Below are 18,849 nucleotides of genomic sequence, written 5' to 3' on the forward strand. Positions count from 1 at the left end.
GACAGTATAGAGGTAAGCTAATGGCGTATATAATTGAAATTATCAAGATGTTAAAAATGGACAACTTGTCTGAAAAAGCCTTATCATTAAAAATAGAAGATAGGCAAATTTAGCTGCTTTTAATGAACAACCAAGCGGATTTTAGCGCTTTTTAAATGGAAAGGGTCTTAAATATGGAATCAATTAATAAAATAATTACACAATTAGAAAATGGGCTTCATGAAGAGGCTTTAAGAGGCTATGAACAAATATTAAAGTCAGGATCGAATGAAGAGAGATTTCTATTAGGGGAAGAACTTTTTCATTACGGGTTTCTTGAGGAAGCAAAGAATTTGTTCAAGCGCTTGCTGGAAATTTATCCGGAAGAAGGTGAGATTCTTATACTACTATCAGAAACGTTAATCGAACTTGGAGAAGAGGAAGAGGCGATTCTGGAGCTGGAAAAAATAAATGAGCATGATCAAAGCTACCCTGAATCCCTTGTTTTACTTGCCGATTTATACCAAATGGAAGGTCTATACGAAGTGAGTGAGCAAAAGCTGCTAAAAGCGAAGAACATCCTGCCGGACGAAGTGATTATTGATTTTGCACTTGGGGAGCTTTATACAGAAGAAGGAAAATTTGTCCAAGCCATCAGGTGTTACGAACGTGTACTAGAAACGGAGAACGAAATAGCCGGTGTCGATGTTAACCAGAGAATGGCTGATGCCATAAGTGCGGGAGGAGCCTTTGAAGATGCGCTTCCCTATTATGAAAAAGCCTTAGACAATAAATTAGAGATTAATACGCTTTTCAACTATGGATTTACTGCCTTACAAGCCGGCTTCAATGGCAAAGCAATTGAGAAATTTCTTGAACTAAAAGAACTAGATCCTGAATATTATTCATTATATATGAATTTAGCACGTGCCTATGAAAGAGAAGAGAACCCGGAAAAAGGCTATCAAATTCTAAAAGAAGGAATTCAATATGATGAGTTTAATAAAGATTTATATTTCTATGCCGGTAAATTGGCATTAAAGATTGGAAAAGAAGACGAAGCGGAAAAAATGTTCCGGGATGCATTAACGCTCGATCCAGAGCTGACAGAAGCTGCCTTAACATTAAATAAACTGTTGCTTCATCAGGAAAGATGGGAAGATGTCCTTGAGATTGTCAATCTAATGGAAGCGGGTGGTGAAGTTGAGACAAGACTTTTTTGGGATGCAGCTGTAGCACATCAAAATTTGGAAAATTATTCACAGGCATTAAACAGCTATGAAAACGCATATAATTTCTATAAAGACACGATAGACTTTTTAGTTGATTATGGTTATTTCTTAATTGAAGAAGGAAAAAGAGAGCGGGCCGTCGAAATTTTTAATAGGTTAGTGAATAAGGATCCGAGCAATTTAGAGTACCAAGACGTGTGGCAAAGACTAACAGATGATGTTTGATAATTTTGATAAAATTTGCTGAAAGCAGAGGAGGGAATCACACATGAACGCCCCTGTATCTGTCAATGAGAAAAAGGAATTTATTCGTTGGTTTCTCAATCATTATCAATTAAAGAGACGTGAGTGTGTCTGGATCCTGAACTATTTAATGAGTCATGACCAGCTCATGGAAAAGGTACACTTTGTTGAACAGGCTCAATTTTGCCCGCGGGGAATTGTCATGTCAACTCATTGTGTAGATGACGTACCATTTCGTTTCTATAAGGAAAATGTAATGACAACAGATGCGGAAAAATCATTTCATGATATTCGCTTAAATCGCGAGGAAGACATTTTTATTCAACTCAATTTTCATGCTTCCTTCCAAGCTCCGCAATTTGCGGCTGTTCTAGAAGAGAATCCATATATGCCAAAGAATCTACAAATAAGTGATAAAGAGCGCCTGATGGCAGAAGAATTCCTATCTTCGAGTATTAGAAGATTTCAGAAAGAAAAGCTATTCCAACAGATTGACGAGGCCCTAGACAATAATGATAGAGAGGCCTTTAAAATGTTAACTGAACAGCTAAAAAGATTTAATATGTAGATAGTCCGGACCTGTATTAAGCAGGTCTTTTATTTTTGTCCGAAAACAATGCCACATGTTGAAATCAGTTATGGTATGGCAGCCTAGACTTTTTTTAACAAAATGTTAGAATAGTAAGAAATGGGAAGATATGGAGTGAGGAGAATGAAATGGACCAGCGAAGATATTGATATGTATATAAAGGCAAAGGAGTATGTTGACACAATTGTTTTGCCGTTATATCCAATCGCACTAGATGATCAAATCAAAAAGTCAGCTGAAATGACTGAATTTATTAGCCTGTTAACAGTCCAATTAGAAAGGCAGTTTACAGGAAGATTAATTATGCTGCCGGGATTTAATTATTTAAAGTCAACAAATCATGAAGATGTACTAAATGACCTATTAACATGGGAAAAGGAATTTCTTGATAAAGGCTTTAAACATATTGTCTATTTGACCTCTGACAGTGACTGGAAATTGGAAGAAGCAAAAATGTCCGGGTCCCTTATCTGGCTTCCGACGATCCCGCTTCAGCAAATGGATCAGCAATACCGGAATACTATTTTGAAAGATCAACTAAAACAGCTTATTACTTTATTTATACAGAAATGGGAAAAACAAGAATAACAGAGATAAAATTCAATTTTATATTTTCTGATTATATTGACCTTACAGAAATATTGATATATTATTGGTATGTCCTAGTATGAAAATTGCGTTAATTTAAAATTGTTTTAAAGGGGGGGAGAAATATGAGCAAAAATCATGTATCTAGACGTCAGTTCCTAAGTTATACATTAACAGGTGTGGGTGGATTTATGGCTGCAGGAATGCTAATGCCAATGGTGCGTTTTGCTGTTGATCCGGTTCTAAAGCATAAGGGTGGCAGCGATTTCATTGCAACACCACAGAAGGTTAGTGAGATTACTAATGTCCCTACACGTGTAGACTTCTCATTTAATCAGAAGGATGCCTGGTATGAGTCAGAGGTAACAAATTCAGCTTGGGTTTTTAAAGACGAAAAAGGCGAGATTGTTGCCCTTTCTCCAGTATGTAAACATTTAGGCTGTACGGTTGACTGGAATACGGACAAGGCTAATCCTGATCAATTTTATTGTCCTTGCCATGGCGGACGTTATACCAAAGACGGTACAAATATTCCAGGCACACCGCCAACGGCACCATTGGATGTGTTTCCGCTACAGGAAAAAGATGGCTACCTTTATTTAGGTAAAGCTGAACCGCGAAAGGGGGCGTAATCAGTGTTAAACAAAATTTATGATTGGGTAGATGAACGTTTAGACATTACGCCTTTGTGGCGGGATATTGCTGATCATGAAGTTCCAGAGCATGTAAATCCAGCTCATCATTTTTCAGCATTTGTCTACTGTTTTGGGGGATTAACTTTCTTTATAACCGTTATTCAGATTTTATCTGGTATGTTCTTAACAATGTATTATGTTCCAGATATTAAAAATGCTTGGGAATCAGTCTATTATTTACAAAATGAAGTTGCATTTGGACAAATTGTCAGAGGGATGCATCACTGGGGCGCTAGCTTAGTTATCGTCATGATGTTCTTACATACATTGCGTGTTTTCTTCCAAGGTGCATACAAAAAACCTCGTGAGTTAAACTGGATTGTTGGTGTTTTAATATTCTTTGTAATGCTTGGTCTTGGTCTTACGGGTTATTTATTACCTTGGGATATGAAAGCGCTATTTGCTACAAAGGTAACGATTCAAATCGTTGAATCTGTACCATTTATCGGTGATTACTTAAAAATCTTATTAGCCGGAAGTTCTGACATTGTTGGTGCGCAAACCATTTCCCGTTTCTTTGCGATTCATGTATTCTTCCTGCCTGCAGCATTATTTGGCCTAATGGCAGCTCACTTTTTGATGATTCGTAAACAAGGTATTTCAGGTCCATTGTAATAATTCACATGTTTTTATTAACACTTAAAAGGAGGGAGACTATTCATGCATCGTGGAAAAGGAATGAAGTTCGTGGGCGATTCGCGTGTGCCTGCGAAGGAACACAGAAAACCGAATATTCCAAAAGATTATTCGGAATATCCTGGTAAAACAGAAGCTTTCTGGCCAAACTTTTTATTAAAAGAATGGATGGTTGGTGCAGTTTTTCTTATCGGCTTCTTATGTTTAACAGTTGCGCATCCGTCTCCGTTAGAAAAAATTGCCGATCCTAGTGACACTGGATATATTCCGATGCCAGACTGGTACTTCTTATTCTTATATCAATTATTAAAATATAGCTATGCATCTGGTCCTTATAACTTAATAGGTGCACTTGTTATCCCAGGCTTAGCATTTGGTGCCTTATTGTTAGCACCTTTTATCGATCGCGGGCCACAAAGGCGTCCATCAAAACGTCCATTAGCAACAGGGTTTATGCTCTTGGCACTTGCAGGTATTACGTATCTTACCTGGGAGTCAGTTGCTACTCATGACTGGGAGGCCGCTGCAGAGCAAGGAAAGATCGTAGCAGAAGCTGATATTGATACGGCATCTGAAGGATATCAAATCTTTGAAGCAAATGGCTGTGTTAGCTGTCACGGAAACCAACTTGAAGGTGGCGCTGCTGCTCCTGCTTTAATTGATACCGGATTATCTCCTGAAGAAGTTGCTGATATCGCTAAAAACGGTTCTGCAAGTGGAAAAATGCCTCCAGGCATGTTTAAAGGTACTGATGAAGAATTAGCTAAATTAGCAGAGTTTATTTCAAACGTTAAAAGTAAATAAGAGAGTCGTGAAAAAGCCGGCGAATTTTCGTCGGCTTTTTCACGACTCTCTTTTTATCATACAGCTACAGCCTATGTTAAGATAGATAAGTGTAATTTATGGAAAGAGATGAGGGGAAAATATGAAATGGATCTATCCAATCTTAGGAAATCGTCAGTTTTTATGGTTATTATTGGTAATTAATATTCTCGGGACGGTGTATGGATATTATTGGTATGGCTGGCAATTGGCAGAAACACCAGGAAAATTTCTCCTATTTGTTCCTGATAGCCCGACAGCTAGCTTATTTTTTGTTATTGTCCTTATAGCCTTCTTATTGGGGAAAAATTGGCCTTTAATCGAAGCATTGGCAGTTGTAACGCTTTTTAAATATGGGGTTTGGGCTGTTGTGATGAATTTTCTTGTTTATTTTGTGGGCGGGGAGCTTAATTTTACGGCTTGGATGCTTATTTTTTCCCATGCAGGCATGGCAGTGCAAGGTCTGTTATATGCACCTTTTTATCGTATTAAGGCTTGGCATTTAGTGATAACTGGAATTTGGACGTTGCATAATGATGTCATTGACTATGTATTCTTTATGCTTCCTCGTTATAGTATGCTTGATCAATTCATACCTGAGATTGGCTATTTCACATTTTGGCTTAGTGTTTTTTCTTTGCTTATAGCTTATTGGGTAGGGGTGAGAAAAAATCATTATGAATTAAAGATCTAAAATGATATGGTCTAACCTTGTCCTACTTCTCATACATTGTTACTAATGAGGGGGGACAAGCATGAAATCCAAGCTATGGATTGTAATCTTTTTATGTTTTCTTTTATTAGCTACAAATGCTTCAGCTAATGATGATTCGTCGCCAATCGATCAGCTTAACGCTTTGTCTGATGAGGCGCTTCAATTAACAAAGTCACAAAGATATGAGGATGCTAAAAAGATATTAGAAACTTTTTCCGATAAATTTTCGTCTGTCACGATTAAAGAAAGCACGTTCACGATGGATGAACTGCGAATCGTTACCATTGCTCATAACGAAGCGGTCGAAGCAACAACCAATGTTTCGATGAACCCTGATGAAAGAATTAATCGGGTGACAAAATTCCGATTAGTCATTGATGCCATTTCATCGACAAAGCACCCTCTTTGGACAAAAATGGAAGAACCAATATTAGCTATTTTTGATGATGTAAAAGAAGCGGCTTTTAATGGCGATCAAGAAGCTTTTCACAAAAGTCTTAATTCTTTTTTATCATTATATGAAGTGATTAATCCAAGTATGAAGCTCGATGTTTCACCAGAGCGTTTTCAAAAACTTGATACGAGAATTAATTTTATTGATCACTACAGGCAGGATATTTTGACGCAGCAGAATTCAATGAAAGAGCTGCTTATTCTTGAAACGGACTTGCAAAGTATTTTTGATCTAGAAACAGATGAAACTGATCCGTCATTATGGTGGGTGATTATTTCGACGGGAAGTATCATCATTGTTACATTATCCTATGTAGGATGGAGAAAATATGTAGGTGAAAAGGAAAAAAGAAAAAATCGTTCCAGATAAGTTCAGAAAATAGGAAAAAGCTCCATTCGTTCCTTAAAAACAGCTTATTGTTTGACACCGAATCAGTAGAAAACTTACAATAATAATAGTTATATGTTGAATGGAGGAACAAAAAATTGTTTTTAATTTATTTTGCGATTATTATCATCATTCCGATATGGGCGCAAATCCGGGTGAAAAAAACTTATTCCAAATACTCACATGTGGCTTCGTCATCTCAATTAAGAGGTGCTGAAGTGGCAAGGAAAATTCTTGATGAAAATGGACTTTACAATGTAAATATTGAAGAGGTCCGCGGTACGCTATCCGATCACTATGATCCAAGATCGAAAACCGTCCGGCTTTCTTCGGAAAATTATCATGGCCATTCAGTAGCTGCAGCAGCCGTCGCAGCTCACGAGGTTGGTCATGCCATCCAAGATAAGGAAGCATACAGTTTCTTACGCTTACGTCATAGTTTAGTTCCAGTGGCGAATATTGGTTCTAACTTTTCTTGGATTTTAATTATTATTGGTATGCTGCTAGGGATGAGTAACTTTGTTTTACTAGGAATTATTTTTATGGCTGCAGCTGTTTTATTCCAGCTTGTAACACTTCCAGTTGAATTTAATGCATCGAGCCGTGCAATGGATCAATGCGTAGCACTTGGAGTGATCCGTAATGATGAAGAACGGGAAACAAGAAAAGTGTTAAGTGCAGCTGCTTTGACATACGTGGCGGCGGCGGCAATTGCTGTATTAGAATTAGTTCGTTTAATTCTCGTTTATACAGGAATGCAAAATGACGATTAATAAGAAAAGGATTTAGACCTGAGTCTAAATCCTTTTCTTATGATTAATGCACGATTGGCTTTTTATTTTCGTCTAATGTAAATCCTTCACCAATGACGTCATGGACAATGCTGACGGATACGAATGCATGAGGATCTACTTCCATAATGACGCTTTTTAGACGAACAATTTCATTTTTTGCAACCACGCAGTATAGAACTTCCCGGTCTTGTTTTGTATAGGAACCATAGCCTTTCAAAACGGTGACACCTCTGCCCATTTCCTGCAGTATCTTATTTGCTATCTCTTCATTTTGCCCGGAGATTATCATTGCTCCTCTTGCTGAGTATGCCCCTTCTTGCATAAAATCAATGACTCTTGCCGAGATAAAGACCAAAACAAGTGTATACATAGCTTCGTGATAATCCAAATAAAAGATTAATGATAAGGTGATGACAACGGCATCAAAGATAAACATCGTTTTGCCCATACTCCAGCCAATATACTTATGTACAAGGCGTGCAATAATGTCAACTCCGCCCGTGGTGCCGCCAAAGCGAAAGATAATCCCAAGTCCGACACCAATAGACACCCCGGCAAACAAGGCTGCCAAAGTCATATCATCCTTTAGCGGCATATTGATCTGGTATCTTTGAAAAATCCAGAGAAATACAGAAACAGCTACTGTTCCAATGATTGTATAGAGTAAAGAATTTCGTCCAAGAATTTTCCAGCCAATAAAAAACAAGGGGATATTTAGAATTAAATTTACGTATGAAGGATCCCAAGCGAAAAGAAAATAAAGTAAAAGTGTTATACCAGTAAAACCGCCTTCTGCTAAATTATTTTGCATATTAAAATGAACAATACCGAATGAATATACACAAGCACCTAAGAGAATAAACAGAGTATTTTTTATTTTGATGTCAACAAACATATTGTTTCCTCCGCTTCCAAATTCGACCTTAAAACGATTATAATTATATAAGAAAAGTATTTCGGGAACAAATACATGAAAGTTTTGAAAAAAAGAAAAACATTTGTCAAAACGGTTCAGTTTAGCTAACATGAAAGAAGAGTCAAATATTCATGCATCGTAGAGGTGATTTTTTTGTCAAATGATAAAACAATGAAAGACCTGCAAAAGGAAGTAGATGCCTATATCAGTCAATTTAAGGAGGGATATTTCAGTCCCCTGGCCATGACAGCCCGGCTGACAGAAGAATTAGGCGAATTAGCCAGAGAGGTCAATCATTTTTATGGTGAGAAACCGAAAAAAAAATCTGAAGAAGAAAACACGGTTGAAGAAGAGCTTGGAGATTTATTATTTGTCCTAATTTGTTTTGCAAATTCCTTACATATCGATCTTGAAGAAGCCCATAATCGGGTGATGAATAAATTTAATACAAGGGACAAAGACCGCTGGACAAGAATTAACGAATAGGAAAGAGGAGAATGGTATGGAAAAAATAAAAGTCATTATTGCGGGGCCTCGTGGCAGAATGGGATCTGAAGCAGTAAAATTGGTTGAAAGAACAGAGAAATTTGAGTTAGTTGCTGTCGTTGATCATAAGCATGGGGGCAAGCTTTTAACAGAATTAGAAGGAGTTTCAACATTGCCGGTGCCAGTTTTCGCTGACATAACCACCTGTTTAACTGAAGTGAAGGCAGATGTTCTCATTGATTTAACAACACCAGAAGTAGGGATGCATCATACGAAAACGGCATTGGAATTTGGTGTCCGGCCTGTTGTAGGAACAACTGGATTTACACAAGAGAATCTAGCGGAACTTGAGAATCTTTGCCGGGAAAAAGAAACGGGTTGTATTATTGCACCGAACTTTGCATTAGGTGCTGTGTTAATGATGAAATTTTCACAACTGGCAGGGAGATATTTCCAAGATGTCGAGATTATTGAATTGCACCATGATAAGAAGCTTGACGCGCCTTCTGGAACTGCGGTAAAAACAGCTGAAATGATTGCCCAAGTAAGAGCGGAAAAATCACAGGGACATCCCGATGAGAAAGAAACACTTCCGGGTGCAAGAGGAGCAGATTTTTCAGGCATGCATATCCATTCTGTCCGTTTACCAGGGTTAATTGCTCATCAACAGGTTATGTTTGGTGCAGAAGGACAAACTTTGACGATCCGCCATGATTCCTATGACCGGGTTTCATTTATGTCGGGTGTAAAACTAGCAGTTGATACGGTTATGAATCTTCATACACTTGTATATGGATTAGAAAACATAATTGAGTAAAGCGAGGAAAACATAATGAATATTGCATTAATCGCCCATGATAAGAAAAAGGATGATATGATTCGTTTTACAACAGCTTATCAATTGATTCTACAGGAGCACACATTATTTGCCACCGGAACAACGGGGCAAAAAATAATGGATGCAACAGGATTGTCTGTTCATCGATTCCAGTCGGGGCCATTTGGCGGGGACCAGGAAATTGGAGCCATGATAGCAAACAATAAAATGGATATGGTTTTCTTCTTCAGGGATCCGTTAACTGCGCAGCCCCATGAGCCGGATGTAACAGCGTTAATTCGTCTATGCGATGTTTATGCTGTACCACTTGCTACGAATATGGGTACAGGAGAGGTGTTAGTCAGGGGGCTGGAAAGAAATGATCTTTCCTGGCGCAATATTGTCAGAGGCCATGCACCTATCACTGAATAGGTAGTAGCCCAATATCATTACTGTTTTAAAATTTTACATAATGAATAAAACTATTATTAAAAGCCGACAGTGACCTGAGGAATAATGAGGAGAAAAGGTAGATGAAAACAAAACTAAAAATTGGCATTACCTGTTACCCGACTGTTGGTGGTTCAGGAGTTATTGCAACAGAACTTGGCAAAATGCTGGCGGAAAAAGGTCATAGCATCCATTTTATTTCATCCAGTTTGCCTTTTAGACTGAAAAAAATGTACCATAATATTTACTATCATCAAGTAGAAGTGAACCAATACTCTGTGTTTCAATATCCGCCATATGATATCGCGCTTGCAAGTAAAATGGCAGAAGTCATAAAGAGAGAAAAATTGGATTTACTTCATGTACATTATGCTATCCCACATGCTGTATGTGCGATATTAGCAAAACAAATGTCAGGAAGAGATATAAAAATTGTTACAACACTACATGGAACAGATATTACAGTCCTTGGTTATGATGCATCGTTAACAGATGCGATTCGATTCGGTATTGAGGAATCTGATGCGGTTACAGCCGTGTCACATTCATTGATTACTGAAACCTATGATCTAGTGAAACCAAACAAAAAAATTCTTCCGGTCTATAATTTTATTGATGAACGAGTATATCATAAAATTCCTACCTGTCACTTAAAAGAAGAATATGAAATAAATGCCCATGAGAAGGTTGTTATTCATGTTTCAAATTTCCGTAGTGTAAAACGTGTTCCAGATGTTGTAAGAGCATTTGCTAAAATGGCTGCCCAAATACCTGCTAAACTATTGCTGGTAGGAGATGGACCAGAATTTTCAAAAGTCAGCCAGCTTGTTGAGAAATTAGAAATTCAGGATCATGTTTTATTCCTTGGTAAGCAGGATAACCTTGAGGAATTATATTCCATTAGTGATTTAATGCTCCTTTTATCTGAAAAAGAAAGCTTTGGACTTGTAGCACTCGAAGCAATGGCCTGCGGGGTGCCATGCATTGGGACAAATATTGGCGGTATTCCTGAAGTGATTCAGGACGGGGTTAATGGTTTTCTATGCGATTTAGGAGATATCGAACAAGTAGCAGGGAAAGCGGTGCAACTCTTAACGGATGAAGAAAGACATAGACAATTTTCACAGCAATCTATTCAAATAGTGAATGAACAATTTCGCGCTGAAAAGATCGTTGAACAATATGAACATATTTATTATCAACTATTGAAAAGTGGTGAAGTGGGATGATGCCGATTTTTACAAGAGCCATCCCTCTTTTTGAAAGAATTGAAAAAGCTGGTTTTGAGGCCTATTTTGTGGGCGGCTGTGTTCGTGATTACATACTTGGTAAAGAAATTGCTGATGTCGATATTGCTACATCCGCTACACCGCAGGAAGTGCAAAAAATTTTTCCGAAAACAATTGATGTGGGCATTGAACATGGAACAGTTGTTGTTATATGGGAAAAAGAAACGTATGAGCTTACAACCTTTCGTACAGATGGAGAATATAGCGATTTTCGCAGACCCAGCGATGTTACCTTTATTCGAAATCTTAAAGAAGACCTAAAACGGCGGGATTTTACGATGAATAGTATTGCTATGGACAAGGAAGGTCATTTGGTTGACCCGTTTCATGGTCAAAAAGCCATTGAACAAAGGGTCATTGAAACGGTCGGTTCAGCCTCAGAGCGTTTTCATGAAGATGCATTAAGAATGATGAGAGCAGTCCGTTTTGTCAGCCAATTATCCTTTTCAATTGAACCGGTAACGTTTCTCGCCTTAACGGAAAATGCTTACCTGTTAGAAAAAATTGCTACGGAACGGAAAACGGCGGAGTTCGAGAAATTACTTCAGGGTGAAAACCGAAAGGCTGCCATTCAGCTTTTACTTGATTCAGGTTTGTTTCAATATTTACCGGGCCTGCGATTTCAGGAAAAAGCACTGGCTCAATTGTTAAAGTTTGAGATTGAGCAGCTCTCAATCATTGAAATGTGGTCATTTCTAATCTTTTTAATGGGAATTCAAACCGATGAAGCGGAAAGGTTTCTTAGACGATGGAAGCTTCCGGTCAAAAAGATAAAACAGGTTAAATCGACAGCAGGCTGGCTCCAATATCGGGTTCATTCACCATGGAATACGGAAAGCTTATATGAGGCAGGCCTTCAGTTTGTTGTGCCTGTAGAAAGGCTTTTTAATATTTGTAACCATCAGCATCTATTACAATCTATTTCTGATGTACGTGAGCGCCACGAAAATCTAATTATTAAAGAACGTCAGGAACTTAATGTAAGTGGTCATGACTTAATCAAATGGAGCGGTCAAAATGGCGGTCCATGGGTTAGGGACAAGCTTGCACTTATAGAGAAAGCGGTATTGAACGGCGAAGTTGCTAATAAAAGAGAATCAATAAGGGAGTGGCTGTTAAAGTGCAATCAGAGTTAAGAAAACGATTGCTTGATGCTTTTACTAATAGCGGTGAAGATTTTTTGTCCGGACAGTATTTAGCAGAGTTGATCGGCTGTTCAAGAACGGCAGTTTGGAAGCATATTGAAGAACTCCGGAAAGAAGGATTTGAGCTTGAAGCAGTAAGAAGAAAAGGATATAGAATTGTGAAAGTACCTGAAAAAATTACGGCAAATGAAGTTCGGCTCGGACTCATGACAAAACGGCTTGGTCAAAATATTCATTATGAGGAAAGCGTAGATTCAACACAAAAAATCGCTTTGCAGCTGAGCCTTGACGGAGCTCCTGAAGGTACTGTTGTGATTGCTGAAGAACAAACAAGAGGGCGGGGCAGAATGGCACGTGCTTGGTTTTCGCCAAAGTACACAGGTGTTTGGATGAGTGTGATTCTTCGCCCTAATCTATTGCCGCAAAAGGCACCGCAATTAACATTGGTTACAGCTGTGGCTGTTGTACAGGCGATTGAGGAATTAACCTCAATAAAGCCGGAAATTAAATGGCCCAATGATATTCTTATTAATGGCAAAAAAATTACTGGAATTTTGACGGAGCTGCAGGCAGAAAGTGATCGCATTAATTCCGTTATCATTGGTATCGGGATGAACGTCAATCAGGAGTTAGAGGCATATCCGGAAGAACTTTTGACGATTGCCACTTCATTAAGAATTGAATCGGGAAATAGGTTAAATCGTGCTGAATTAATCCGTTTGGTATTAGCAAAACTTGAACATCTATATGACCTGTATTTACAGGAAGGTTTTCAACCAATCAAATTATTATGGGAAAGCTATGCCGTTAGTATTGGGAAGATGATCACAGCCAGAATGGTGCAGGGTGATTTATATGGAAAAGCGCTGGGAATTACAGGCGATGGCGTGTTGATGCTTGAGGACGAAGCAGGAAAAGTCCATTTCGTTTATTCTGCTGATATTGAGTTACAATGACAATGAATGACAAATTATTGCGAAAATTGTATATTGTTATAGCCAAAAATTATTACTATCTGTTATAATCTCTCTTATGGGCGGTATCATTGTTGTGAACTGCACCAATGCACGATTGTTGAATCAATAATTGTATCTGCCTAGATCCAAAAAATGGACCGGGACAGAGGGATTAAACACGTAATGAACTTTCAAAATCCTTCTGCTTTGTAGAAGGATTTTTTTGGCTAATCAGAACCGTTTACGTTTTTTCTGATTTGTCCGCGTTATTTGTTGCAAGCGTGTTTTGCCTCTTCCTAACAGGAGGAATGGAAATGAAGCAAACAACTGATTTTTTAAAAATGAAGAAAAATGGTGAAGCAATTGCGATGATCACGGCTTATGATTATCCATCGGCAAAGCATGCGGAGCAAGCCGAAGCGGATGTCATTCTTGTTGGTGATTCTTTGGGAATGGTTGTATTAGGATACGACTCAACGATACCTGTTACTGTAGAGGATATGATTCACCACACAAAAGCGGTTAAAAGAGGTGCAAAGGATACATTCACGATCGTTGATCTTCCATTTGCCAGCTATCATTTATCGATAAGAGATACCATTATGACAAGTACAAAAATCATGCAGGAAAGCGGTGCAAATGCAGTTAAGCTTGAAGGTGCTGACGGTGTACTTGGACATATTAAAGCCTTGACACAGGCTGGAATTCCTGTTTGTTCTCATCTTGGTTTAACTCCGCAATCTGTCGGCGTTTTAGGCGGCTATAAGGTTCAAGGGAAAAGTGCTGAAGCAGCTGGAAAATTGATTGAGGACGCTAAAAAATGTGAAGAAGCGGGCGCTTTCATGATCGTACTTGAATGCGTGCCAAAACAATTAGCAACTAAAATTAGCAGTCTGCTTTCTATACCAACCATTGGAATTGGTGCTGGAGACGGAACGGATGGACAAGTCCTTGTATATCATGATGTAGCCGGCTATGGCGTTGAGCGGGTGGCGAAATTCGTTAAACAGTACTGCTCCATTGACGGCATCGCTGTAGAAGGGTTAAAACAGTATGTAGCTGAAGTAAAGTCCCGGGAATTTCCTGCAGAAAAACACAGTTACACAATGGCAGAAGAAGAGTTGCAGACTCTTTATGGTGGCAAATGATGAGAGTTATTACAACAGTTTCTGAATTAAAGTCAGCCATTAAGGCTGAGAAGGCACAGCATAAAACAATTGGATTTGTACCGACAATGGGTTATCTCCATGAAGGACATCGAGCTTTATTAAAAAGAGCACGACAGGAAAATCAAATGGTTGTTCTCAGTGTGTTTGTCAATCCAATTCAATTTGGTCCAAATGAAGACTTTGAGGCATACCCAAGAGATTTTGAACAAGATCAAAAAACAGCGTCGGAAGAGGGCGTAGATATCATTTTTCATCCGTCTGTTTCGGAGATGTACCCGCATGAGCTATCTGTCGGCATGACGGTTAACAAAAGGACAGATGTCTTATGCGGCGAATCTCGTCCAGGTCATTTCGACGGAGTTGCAACCGTATTAACGAAACTTTTTCATCTTGTTCAGCCTGATAGAGCTTATTTTGGAAAGAAGGATGCACAGCAAGTAGCCGTTGTAGATGGACTTGTGAATGACTTTAATTTCCCTTTACAAATTGTACCAGTGGATACGGTCAGGGAACAGGACGGATTGGCGAAAAGCTCGCGAAATGTTTATTTAACCGAAAAGGAACGTCTGGAAGCTCCAATACTTTACAAGAGTCTTTTAATGGCTGTTGAAATGATTAAATCAGGTGAAGTGAATCCGGAACGTATCATACAAGAAATCACAGACAAGATTCATACCGAAACGTCGGGCCAGATTGATTATGTTAGTATTTTAGCCTACCCGAATCTTGAAAAAATAGACGTGGTAGAAGGAAACTATATCATTGCTCTAGCTGTTAAATTTTCAAAAGCTCGTTTAATAGATAATGTTATTATAGTAGAAGAATAGGAGGAAACAGAATGTTTCGCACCATGATGAATGGGAAAATCCATCGTGCAACTGTAACAGAAGCAAATTTAAATTACGTTGGAAGTATCACCATTGATACAGATATTATCGATGCTGTCGGGATAATTGCTAATGAAAAGGTGCAAATCGTCAATAACAATAACGGTGCACGTTTAGAAACCTATGTAATTCCCGGTCAGAGAGGCTCGGGAACGATTTGCTTAAATGGTGCTGCAGCACGTTTAGTACAGCCGGGAGATACCGTTATTATTATTTCTTATGCTTTAGTACATGAAGACAAAATCGCAGATCATTATCCGAAGGTGGCAATTATGGGTGAAGGCAATCGGATCAAAGAAATAATCCATGCAGAACCTGAAATGACCATTATGTAAATTTGTTAGCTGACTCTTTTCGGGGTCAGCTTTTCCTATGTACTGGGTAATTTTTGGTTAGACAATTCTGTAACACTCTTTTCGGGAGAGGTCATGCATGAAAGTCTTTTTCTTTTTGTAAAAATATGATACGGTTTAACAATAAAAAAAGTGTAGTCCACATTCTAGTTTGATTAGGGAACGGAATGGTTGAGGTGTAATGAAATGAGTAATAAATATGTAGTAATTGATCTGGAAACAACCGGGAATTCAGTGAAAAAAGGAGATCGAATCATTCAATTTGCAGCAGTTGTGATTGAAAATAATACAATTGTAGATCAATTTTCTTCCCTGCTGAATCCTGGACAGCCTATTCCAGTGTTTATTGAAGAGTTAACGGGACTAACAGATGAGATGGTGAAAGATGCCCCGGAATTTGCCGAAATTGCTCCAAAAGTAGTCGAGATGCTGGAGGGAGCTTTTTTTGTCGCGCATAATGTGTTATTTGATTTATCCTTTTTGCAGGAAGAATTAATTATGGCAGGTTTCGAAGGCTTTTATGGTCCTGTTCTTGATACGGTTGAAATGGCCCGCATCCTTTTTCCTTCTAGTGACAGCTATAAATTATCAGATCTTGCGATTCAAGAAGGTCTGAGTCATGACAGGCCCCATCAAGCCGATAGTGACGCATATGTAACAGGTGAACTTCTACTCATCTTATTTGAGCTGCTACGATGTCTTCCATTAAAAACGATCAAGCAGCTTTATCATCTGTCTGGTGGTCTAAAGAGCGATTTGATTGATATATTGGAAGAACTTATAATGGAAAAGGAAAAGAGAATTGATGATCTGCCTTATTTCCTTGAAGAATATCGCGGGATTTGTATTAAGAAATCCCCTGTAGATAACGAACTGAAGGAGCGGGATGAAAAATTTTATCCGTTACATGAATCTGAGAAAGAAAATCTGTTAAAAAGGGCATTTCCGGATTTTGAAATAAGAAAAGGCCAGCTTAAAATGATGGATATTGTTCATCATTCCTTTCAGCATGAGCTGCATGCGATGATCGAAGCGGGAACGGGTGTAGGAAAATCACTTGCTTATTTATTACCTGCTCTTTACACGGCGCTCAACAGTCAAGAGCCTGTCATTATTAGTACTTTTACGACTCAGCTTCAGGAACAGCTGTTACAAAAAGATATTCCATTGCTGGCAAAGGCTGTTGCGTTTCCTTTTCATACAGTATTAATAAAAGGAAAGAGTCATTATATCAATATTGAAAAGTTTGTTAAAATTCTTCGTGAAGATGACGATAATTACGATACTACTTTAACGAAAATGCAAATATTAGTGTGGTTGACCCAAACCAATACAGGTGACCGTGACGAGCTTAATTTATCAAGCGGCGGAAGATTATTCTGGCATCGAGTCAAACATGATGACAGTTTACGAAGCTCAAGGGAAAATCGGGATTTCTATTTGAATATGCGCCGAAAAGCGCAAAAAGCGGATCTTATCATTACGAATCACAGCTTGCTGCTGTCTGACCTTGTCGCCGATAAACCGCAGCTCCCAGAGTCTAACTGTATTATTATTGATGAAGGGCATCATTTTGAAAAGGTTGCCGGGAAATACTTTGGCAGTAAAATTGATTTTGCTTCAACTCGTTATCTTCTCCATCAAATGGGCTTATCTGAGCAGAAAATGCTCGCCTATAAAATAGAAAAATTATTGCAAGCCTACTCTGTAAATCAGGATGGTTTGCCTCATTTGTTTGAATTAAATGGAATAATGTCCGAGTTGCTTTATGCAATGGACGAGTTATTTACCATTCTTGCCATGATCGCCAAAAAAAGTGTGAAAAATAAAGTTCAAGGAAAAATCAGCTGTCCTTTATATTTCGATATGACGAAGGAAACAAAAGCGTTTCGTGCAAAAGCGGAGCAATTCTTATTCCTGCTAACGGATTTCGCAAGAGGGGTATCGGCCCGTATTGAACGGTTGAAGAAAGTGAATCAAAAGGACATCTTGAAAAATTCAGTTGTGCACGAAGCAGCTACATGGCTGAATGATTGCGAGAAATTGAAGCAGTGTATTCGGAAAATTATCCATCAAAATCTTTCTGAAGACATCTCATGGATCGAAATGGATACCCGTTCCTGGCAAAATAGAACGACCTTATATTCACAGCCGATTTCTGTTTCAAATCAACTTAAGGAATTATTATTCAAACAAAAAAAGAGTGTCATCGTTACCTCAGCTACTTTAGCAGTAAAAGGGTCATTTAAATATGCAGCAAATGCTCTTGGTTTGCAAACGGAGCCATGCCATTATGAGCAGCTTCAATCACCTTTTGATTTTGAAAAACAAGTGCAGCTCGTCATCGCGAATGATCTGCCAGAAGTAAACTCCGTCTCGCTTCAGGATTATGTAGCTGCGATCGGATCCCATATTATTTCCATTGCGGAAGCAACAAAAGGCCGGTTGTTGATTTTGTTTACCTCATATGAGATGCTTCGTAAAACATATGAACTGATAAAAGAAAGTGGTTTTTTACAGGAATATACGATGTTGGCACAAGGAATTACAGGTGGAAGCAGAACAAGGCTTGTGAAAAATTTCCAGCGTTTTGACAAAGCGATTCTCCTTGGAACAAGTAGTTTTTGGGAAGGCATCGATATACCAGGCGAAGACCTTTCTTGTCTGATTATGGTCAGATTGCCTTTCACACCTCCTGATGACCCGCTTACAGAGGCAAAATGTGATAATGTCAAAAGGCTTGGCGGTAATCCATTTTATGATTATTCTCTGCCAGAAGCTGTACTGAGGTTTAAGCAGGGTTTCGGCCGGCTCATTCGAACAAAAAATGATAGAGGCATTATGATCATATTTGATCACCGTATTATTTCTACACAATATGGTAAAACTTTTCTTGATTCTTTACCTGGGGTAAAAGCAAAAGAAATGGATATTGATCAAACGATCAATCTCATTCACGATTGGCTGTAATGAATAAGGAACTGCCATAAGAAAATTTCACAAAAAAAGGCTGCGTTATGCAGCCTAAAATGGACGGTTTGAACTAGAATAAATTTAATGAAAAATTGAACTAATTTAGCTGTTTGCTGTTATAATAATTCATAAGGCTATCCTGTTTCATTATTTTAACCTTCATAAAGTGACGATATAAGTAGTAAATTATGTCGAGGATGAGGAGGAGTTTCCATAGTGGAGAGGAAGCTGTACATAAAAAGAAAGGATACGCTGTCGTAATCCCATTCGGCAC

Annotated in this window: 20 protein-coding genes; 19 read left to right on the forward strand and 1 reads right to left on the reverse strand. The window is 38.5% G+C overall.

Annotation, left to right across the window (positions count from 1 at the left end):
- Positions 1-173 precede the first annotated feature (173 nt).
- The 9 genes from R4Z09_RS08015 to R4Z09_RS08055 all read left to right on the forward strand — a co-directional run bounded on the left by R4Z09_RS08015 (position 174) and on the right by R4Z09_RS08055 (position 7,113).
- Positions 174-1,436, forward strand: a complete 1,263-nt coding sequence (locus R4Z09_RS08015; RefSeq protein ID WP_338451803.1) for a tetratricopeptide repeat protein — start codon at positions 174-176, stop codon at positions 1,434-1,436.
- A gap of 43 nt (positions 1,437-1,479) precedes the next feature.
- Positions 1,480-2,022 (forward strand): ReoY family proteolytic degradation factor, encoded by a 543-nt coding sequence (locus tag R4Z09_RS08020; protein WP_338451804.1) that lies wholly within the window; start codon positions 1,480-1,482, stop codon positions 2,020-2,022.
- Between the two features lie 144 nt (positions 2,023-2,166).
- Positions 2,167-2,631, forward strand: coding sequence for a YpiF family protein (locus R4Z09_RS08025; RefSeq protein WP_338451805.1), 465 nt, complete (start codon positions 2,167-2,169; stop codon positions 2,629-2,631).
- A gap of 125 nt (positions 2,632-2,756) precedes the next feature.
- Positions 2,757-3,263: a ubiquinol-cytochrome c reductase iron-sulfur subunit gene (locus R4Z09_RS08030; RefSeq protein WP_338451806.1), complete on the forward strand. Its 507-nt coding sequence runs from the start codon at positions 2,757-2,759 to the stop codon at positions 3,261-3,263.
- A 3-nt stretch (positions 3,264-3,266) separates the two neighbouring features.
- Positions 3,267-3,941, forward strand: coding sequence for a menaquinol-cytochrome c reductase cytochrome b subunit (qcrB, locus tag R4Z09_RS08035; protein ID WP_338451807.1), 675 nt, complete (start codon positions 3,267-3,269; stop codon positions 3,939-3,941).
- Positions 3,942-3,986: 45 nt separating this feature from the next.
- The gene (locus R4Z09_RS08040; protein WP_338451808.1) at positions 3,987-4,766 is read left to right on the forward strand and encodes a menaquinol-cytochrome c reductase cytochrome b/c subunit; all 780 of its coding nucleotides are present in this window, start codon (positions 3,987-3,989) and stop codon (positions 4,764-4,766) included.
- Positions 4,767-4,887: 121 nt separating this feature from the next.
- Positions 4,888-5,478: a DUF1405 domain-containing protein gene (locus R4Z09_RS08045; protein ID WP_338451809.1), complete on the forward strand. Its 591-nt coding sequence runs from the start codon at positions 4,888-4,890 to the stop codon at positions 5,476-5,478.
- Positions 5,479-5,539: 61 nt separating this feature from the next.
- A complete protein-coding gene (gene ypjB / locus R4Z09_RS08050) occupies positions 5,540-6,322 on the forward strand; it encodes a sporulation protein YpjB (protein ID WP_338451810.1) in 783 nt (260 codons plus the stop codon).
- A gap of 116 nt (positions 6,323-6,438) precedes the next feature.
- Positions 6,439-7,113 carry a zinc metallopeptidase gene (locus R4Z09_RS08055; RefSeq protein WP_338451811.1) on the forward strand — a complete coding sequence of 225 codons (675 nt, stop codon included), beginning with the start codon at positions 6,439-6,441 and terminating at the stop codon, positions 7,111-7,113.
- 43 nt (positions 7,114-7,156) lie between these two features.
- Here R4Z09_RS08055 and R4Z09_RS08060 read toward each other — a convergent pair whose 3' ends face one another.
- Positions 7,157-8,029, reverse strand: a complete 873-nt coding sequence (locus R4Z09_RS08060; RefSeq protein ID WP_338451812.1) for a YitT family protein — start codon at positions 8,027-8,029, stop codon at positions 7,157-7,159.
- Between the two features lie 192 nt (positions 8,030-8,221).
- Here R4Z09_RS08060 and R4Z09_RS08065 point away from each other — a divergent pair, with 192 nt between their 5' ends.
- From R4Z09_RS08065 to dinG, 10 genes are all read left to right on the forward strand, one after another.
- The gene (locus tag R4Z09_RS08065) at positions 8,222-8,536 is read left to right on the forward strand and encodes a nucleotide pyrophosphohydrolase (RefSeq protein ID WP_338453231.1); all 315 of its coding nucleotides are present in this window, start codon (positions 8,222-8,224) and stop codon (positions 8,534-8,536) included.
- A 16-nt stretch (positions 8,537-8,552) separates the two neighbouring features.
- Positions 8,553-9,353, forward strand: coding sequence for a 4-hydroxy-tetrahydrodipicolinate reductase (gene dapB / locus R4Z09_RS08070; RefSeq protein WP_338451813.1), 801 nt, complete (start codon positions 8,553-8,555; stop codon positions 9,351-9,353).
- Positions 9,354-9,368: 15 nt separating this feature from the next.
- Positions 9,369-9,785, forward strand: a complete 417-nt coding sequence (mgsA, locus tag R4Z09_RS08075) for a methylglyoxal synthase (protein WP_338451814.1) — start codon at positions 9,369-9,371, stop codon at positions 9,783-9,785.
- Between the two features lie 101 nt (positions 9,786-9,886).
- Entirely contained in the window at positions 9,887-11,032 is a 1,146-nt protein-coding gene (bshA, locus tag R4Z09_RS08080; protein ID WP_338451815.1) for an N-acetyl-alpha-D-glucosaminyl L-malate synthase BshA, read from the forward strand.
- The gene (locus R4Z09_RS08085) at positions 11,029-12,228 is read left to right on the forward strand and encodes a CCA tRNA nucleotidyltransferase (protein WP_338451816.1); all 1,200 of its coding nucleotides are present in this window, start codon (positions 11,029-11,031) and stop codon (positions 12,226-12,228) included. Before bshA ends, R4Z09_RS08085 begins: the two co-directional genes overlap by 4 nt.
- Positions 12,213-13,193, forward strand: a complete 981-nt coding sequence (locus R4Z09_RS08090) for a biotin--[acetyl-CoA-carboxylase] ligase (protein ID WP_338451817.1) — start codon at positions 12,213-12,215, stop codon at positions 13,191-13,193. The genes R4Z09_RS08085 and R4Z09_RS08090 overlap by 16 nt, the downstream gene beginning before the upstream one ends.
- 314 nt (positions 13,194-13,507) lie before the next feature.
- Positions 13,508-14,341, forward strand: coding sequence for a 3-methyl-2-oxobutanoate hydroxymethyltransferase (panB, locus tag R4Z09_RS08095; RefSeq protein ID WP_338451818.1), 834 nt, complete (start codon positions 13,508-13,510; stop codon positions 14,339-14,341).
- Positions 14,341-15,189, forward strand: coding sequence for a pantoate--beta-alanine ligase (gene panC / locus R4Z09_RS08100; protein ID WP_338451819.1), 849 nt, complete (start codon positions 14,341-14,343; stop codon positions 15,187-15,189). Before panB ends, panC begins: the two co-directional genes overlap by 1 nt.
- Before the next feature lie 11 nt (positions 15,190-15,200).
- Positions 15,201-15,584 (forward strand): aspartate 1-decarboxylase, encoded by a 384-nt coding sequence (gene panD, locus R4Z09_RS08105; protein WP_338451820.1) that lies wholly within the window; start codon positions 15,201-15,203, stop codon positions 15,582-15,584.
- A gap of 204 nt (positions 15,585-15,788) precedes the next feature.
- The gene (gene dinG, locus R4Z09_RS08110) at positions 15,789-18,572 is read left to right on the forward strand and encodes an ATP-dependent DNA helicase DinG (protein ID WP_338451821.1); all 2,784 of its coding nucleotides are present in this window, start codon (positions 15,789-15,791) and stop codon (positions 18,570-18,572) included.
- Positions 18,573-18,849 lie beyond the last annotated feature (277 nt).

Origin of the sequence: Niallia oryzisoli, assembly GCF_036670025.1 — a bacterium.
Taxonomy (GTDB): domain Bacteria; phylum Bacillota; class Bacilli; order Bacillales; family Cytobacillaceae; genus Bacillus_BD; species Bacillus_BD oryzisoli.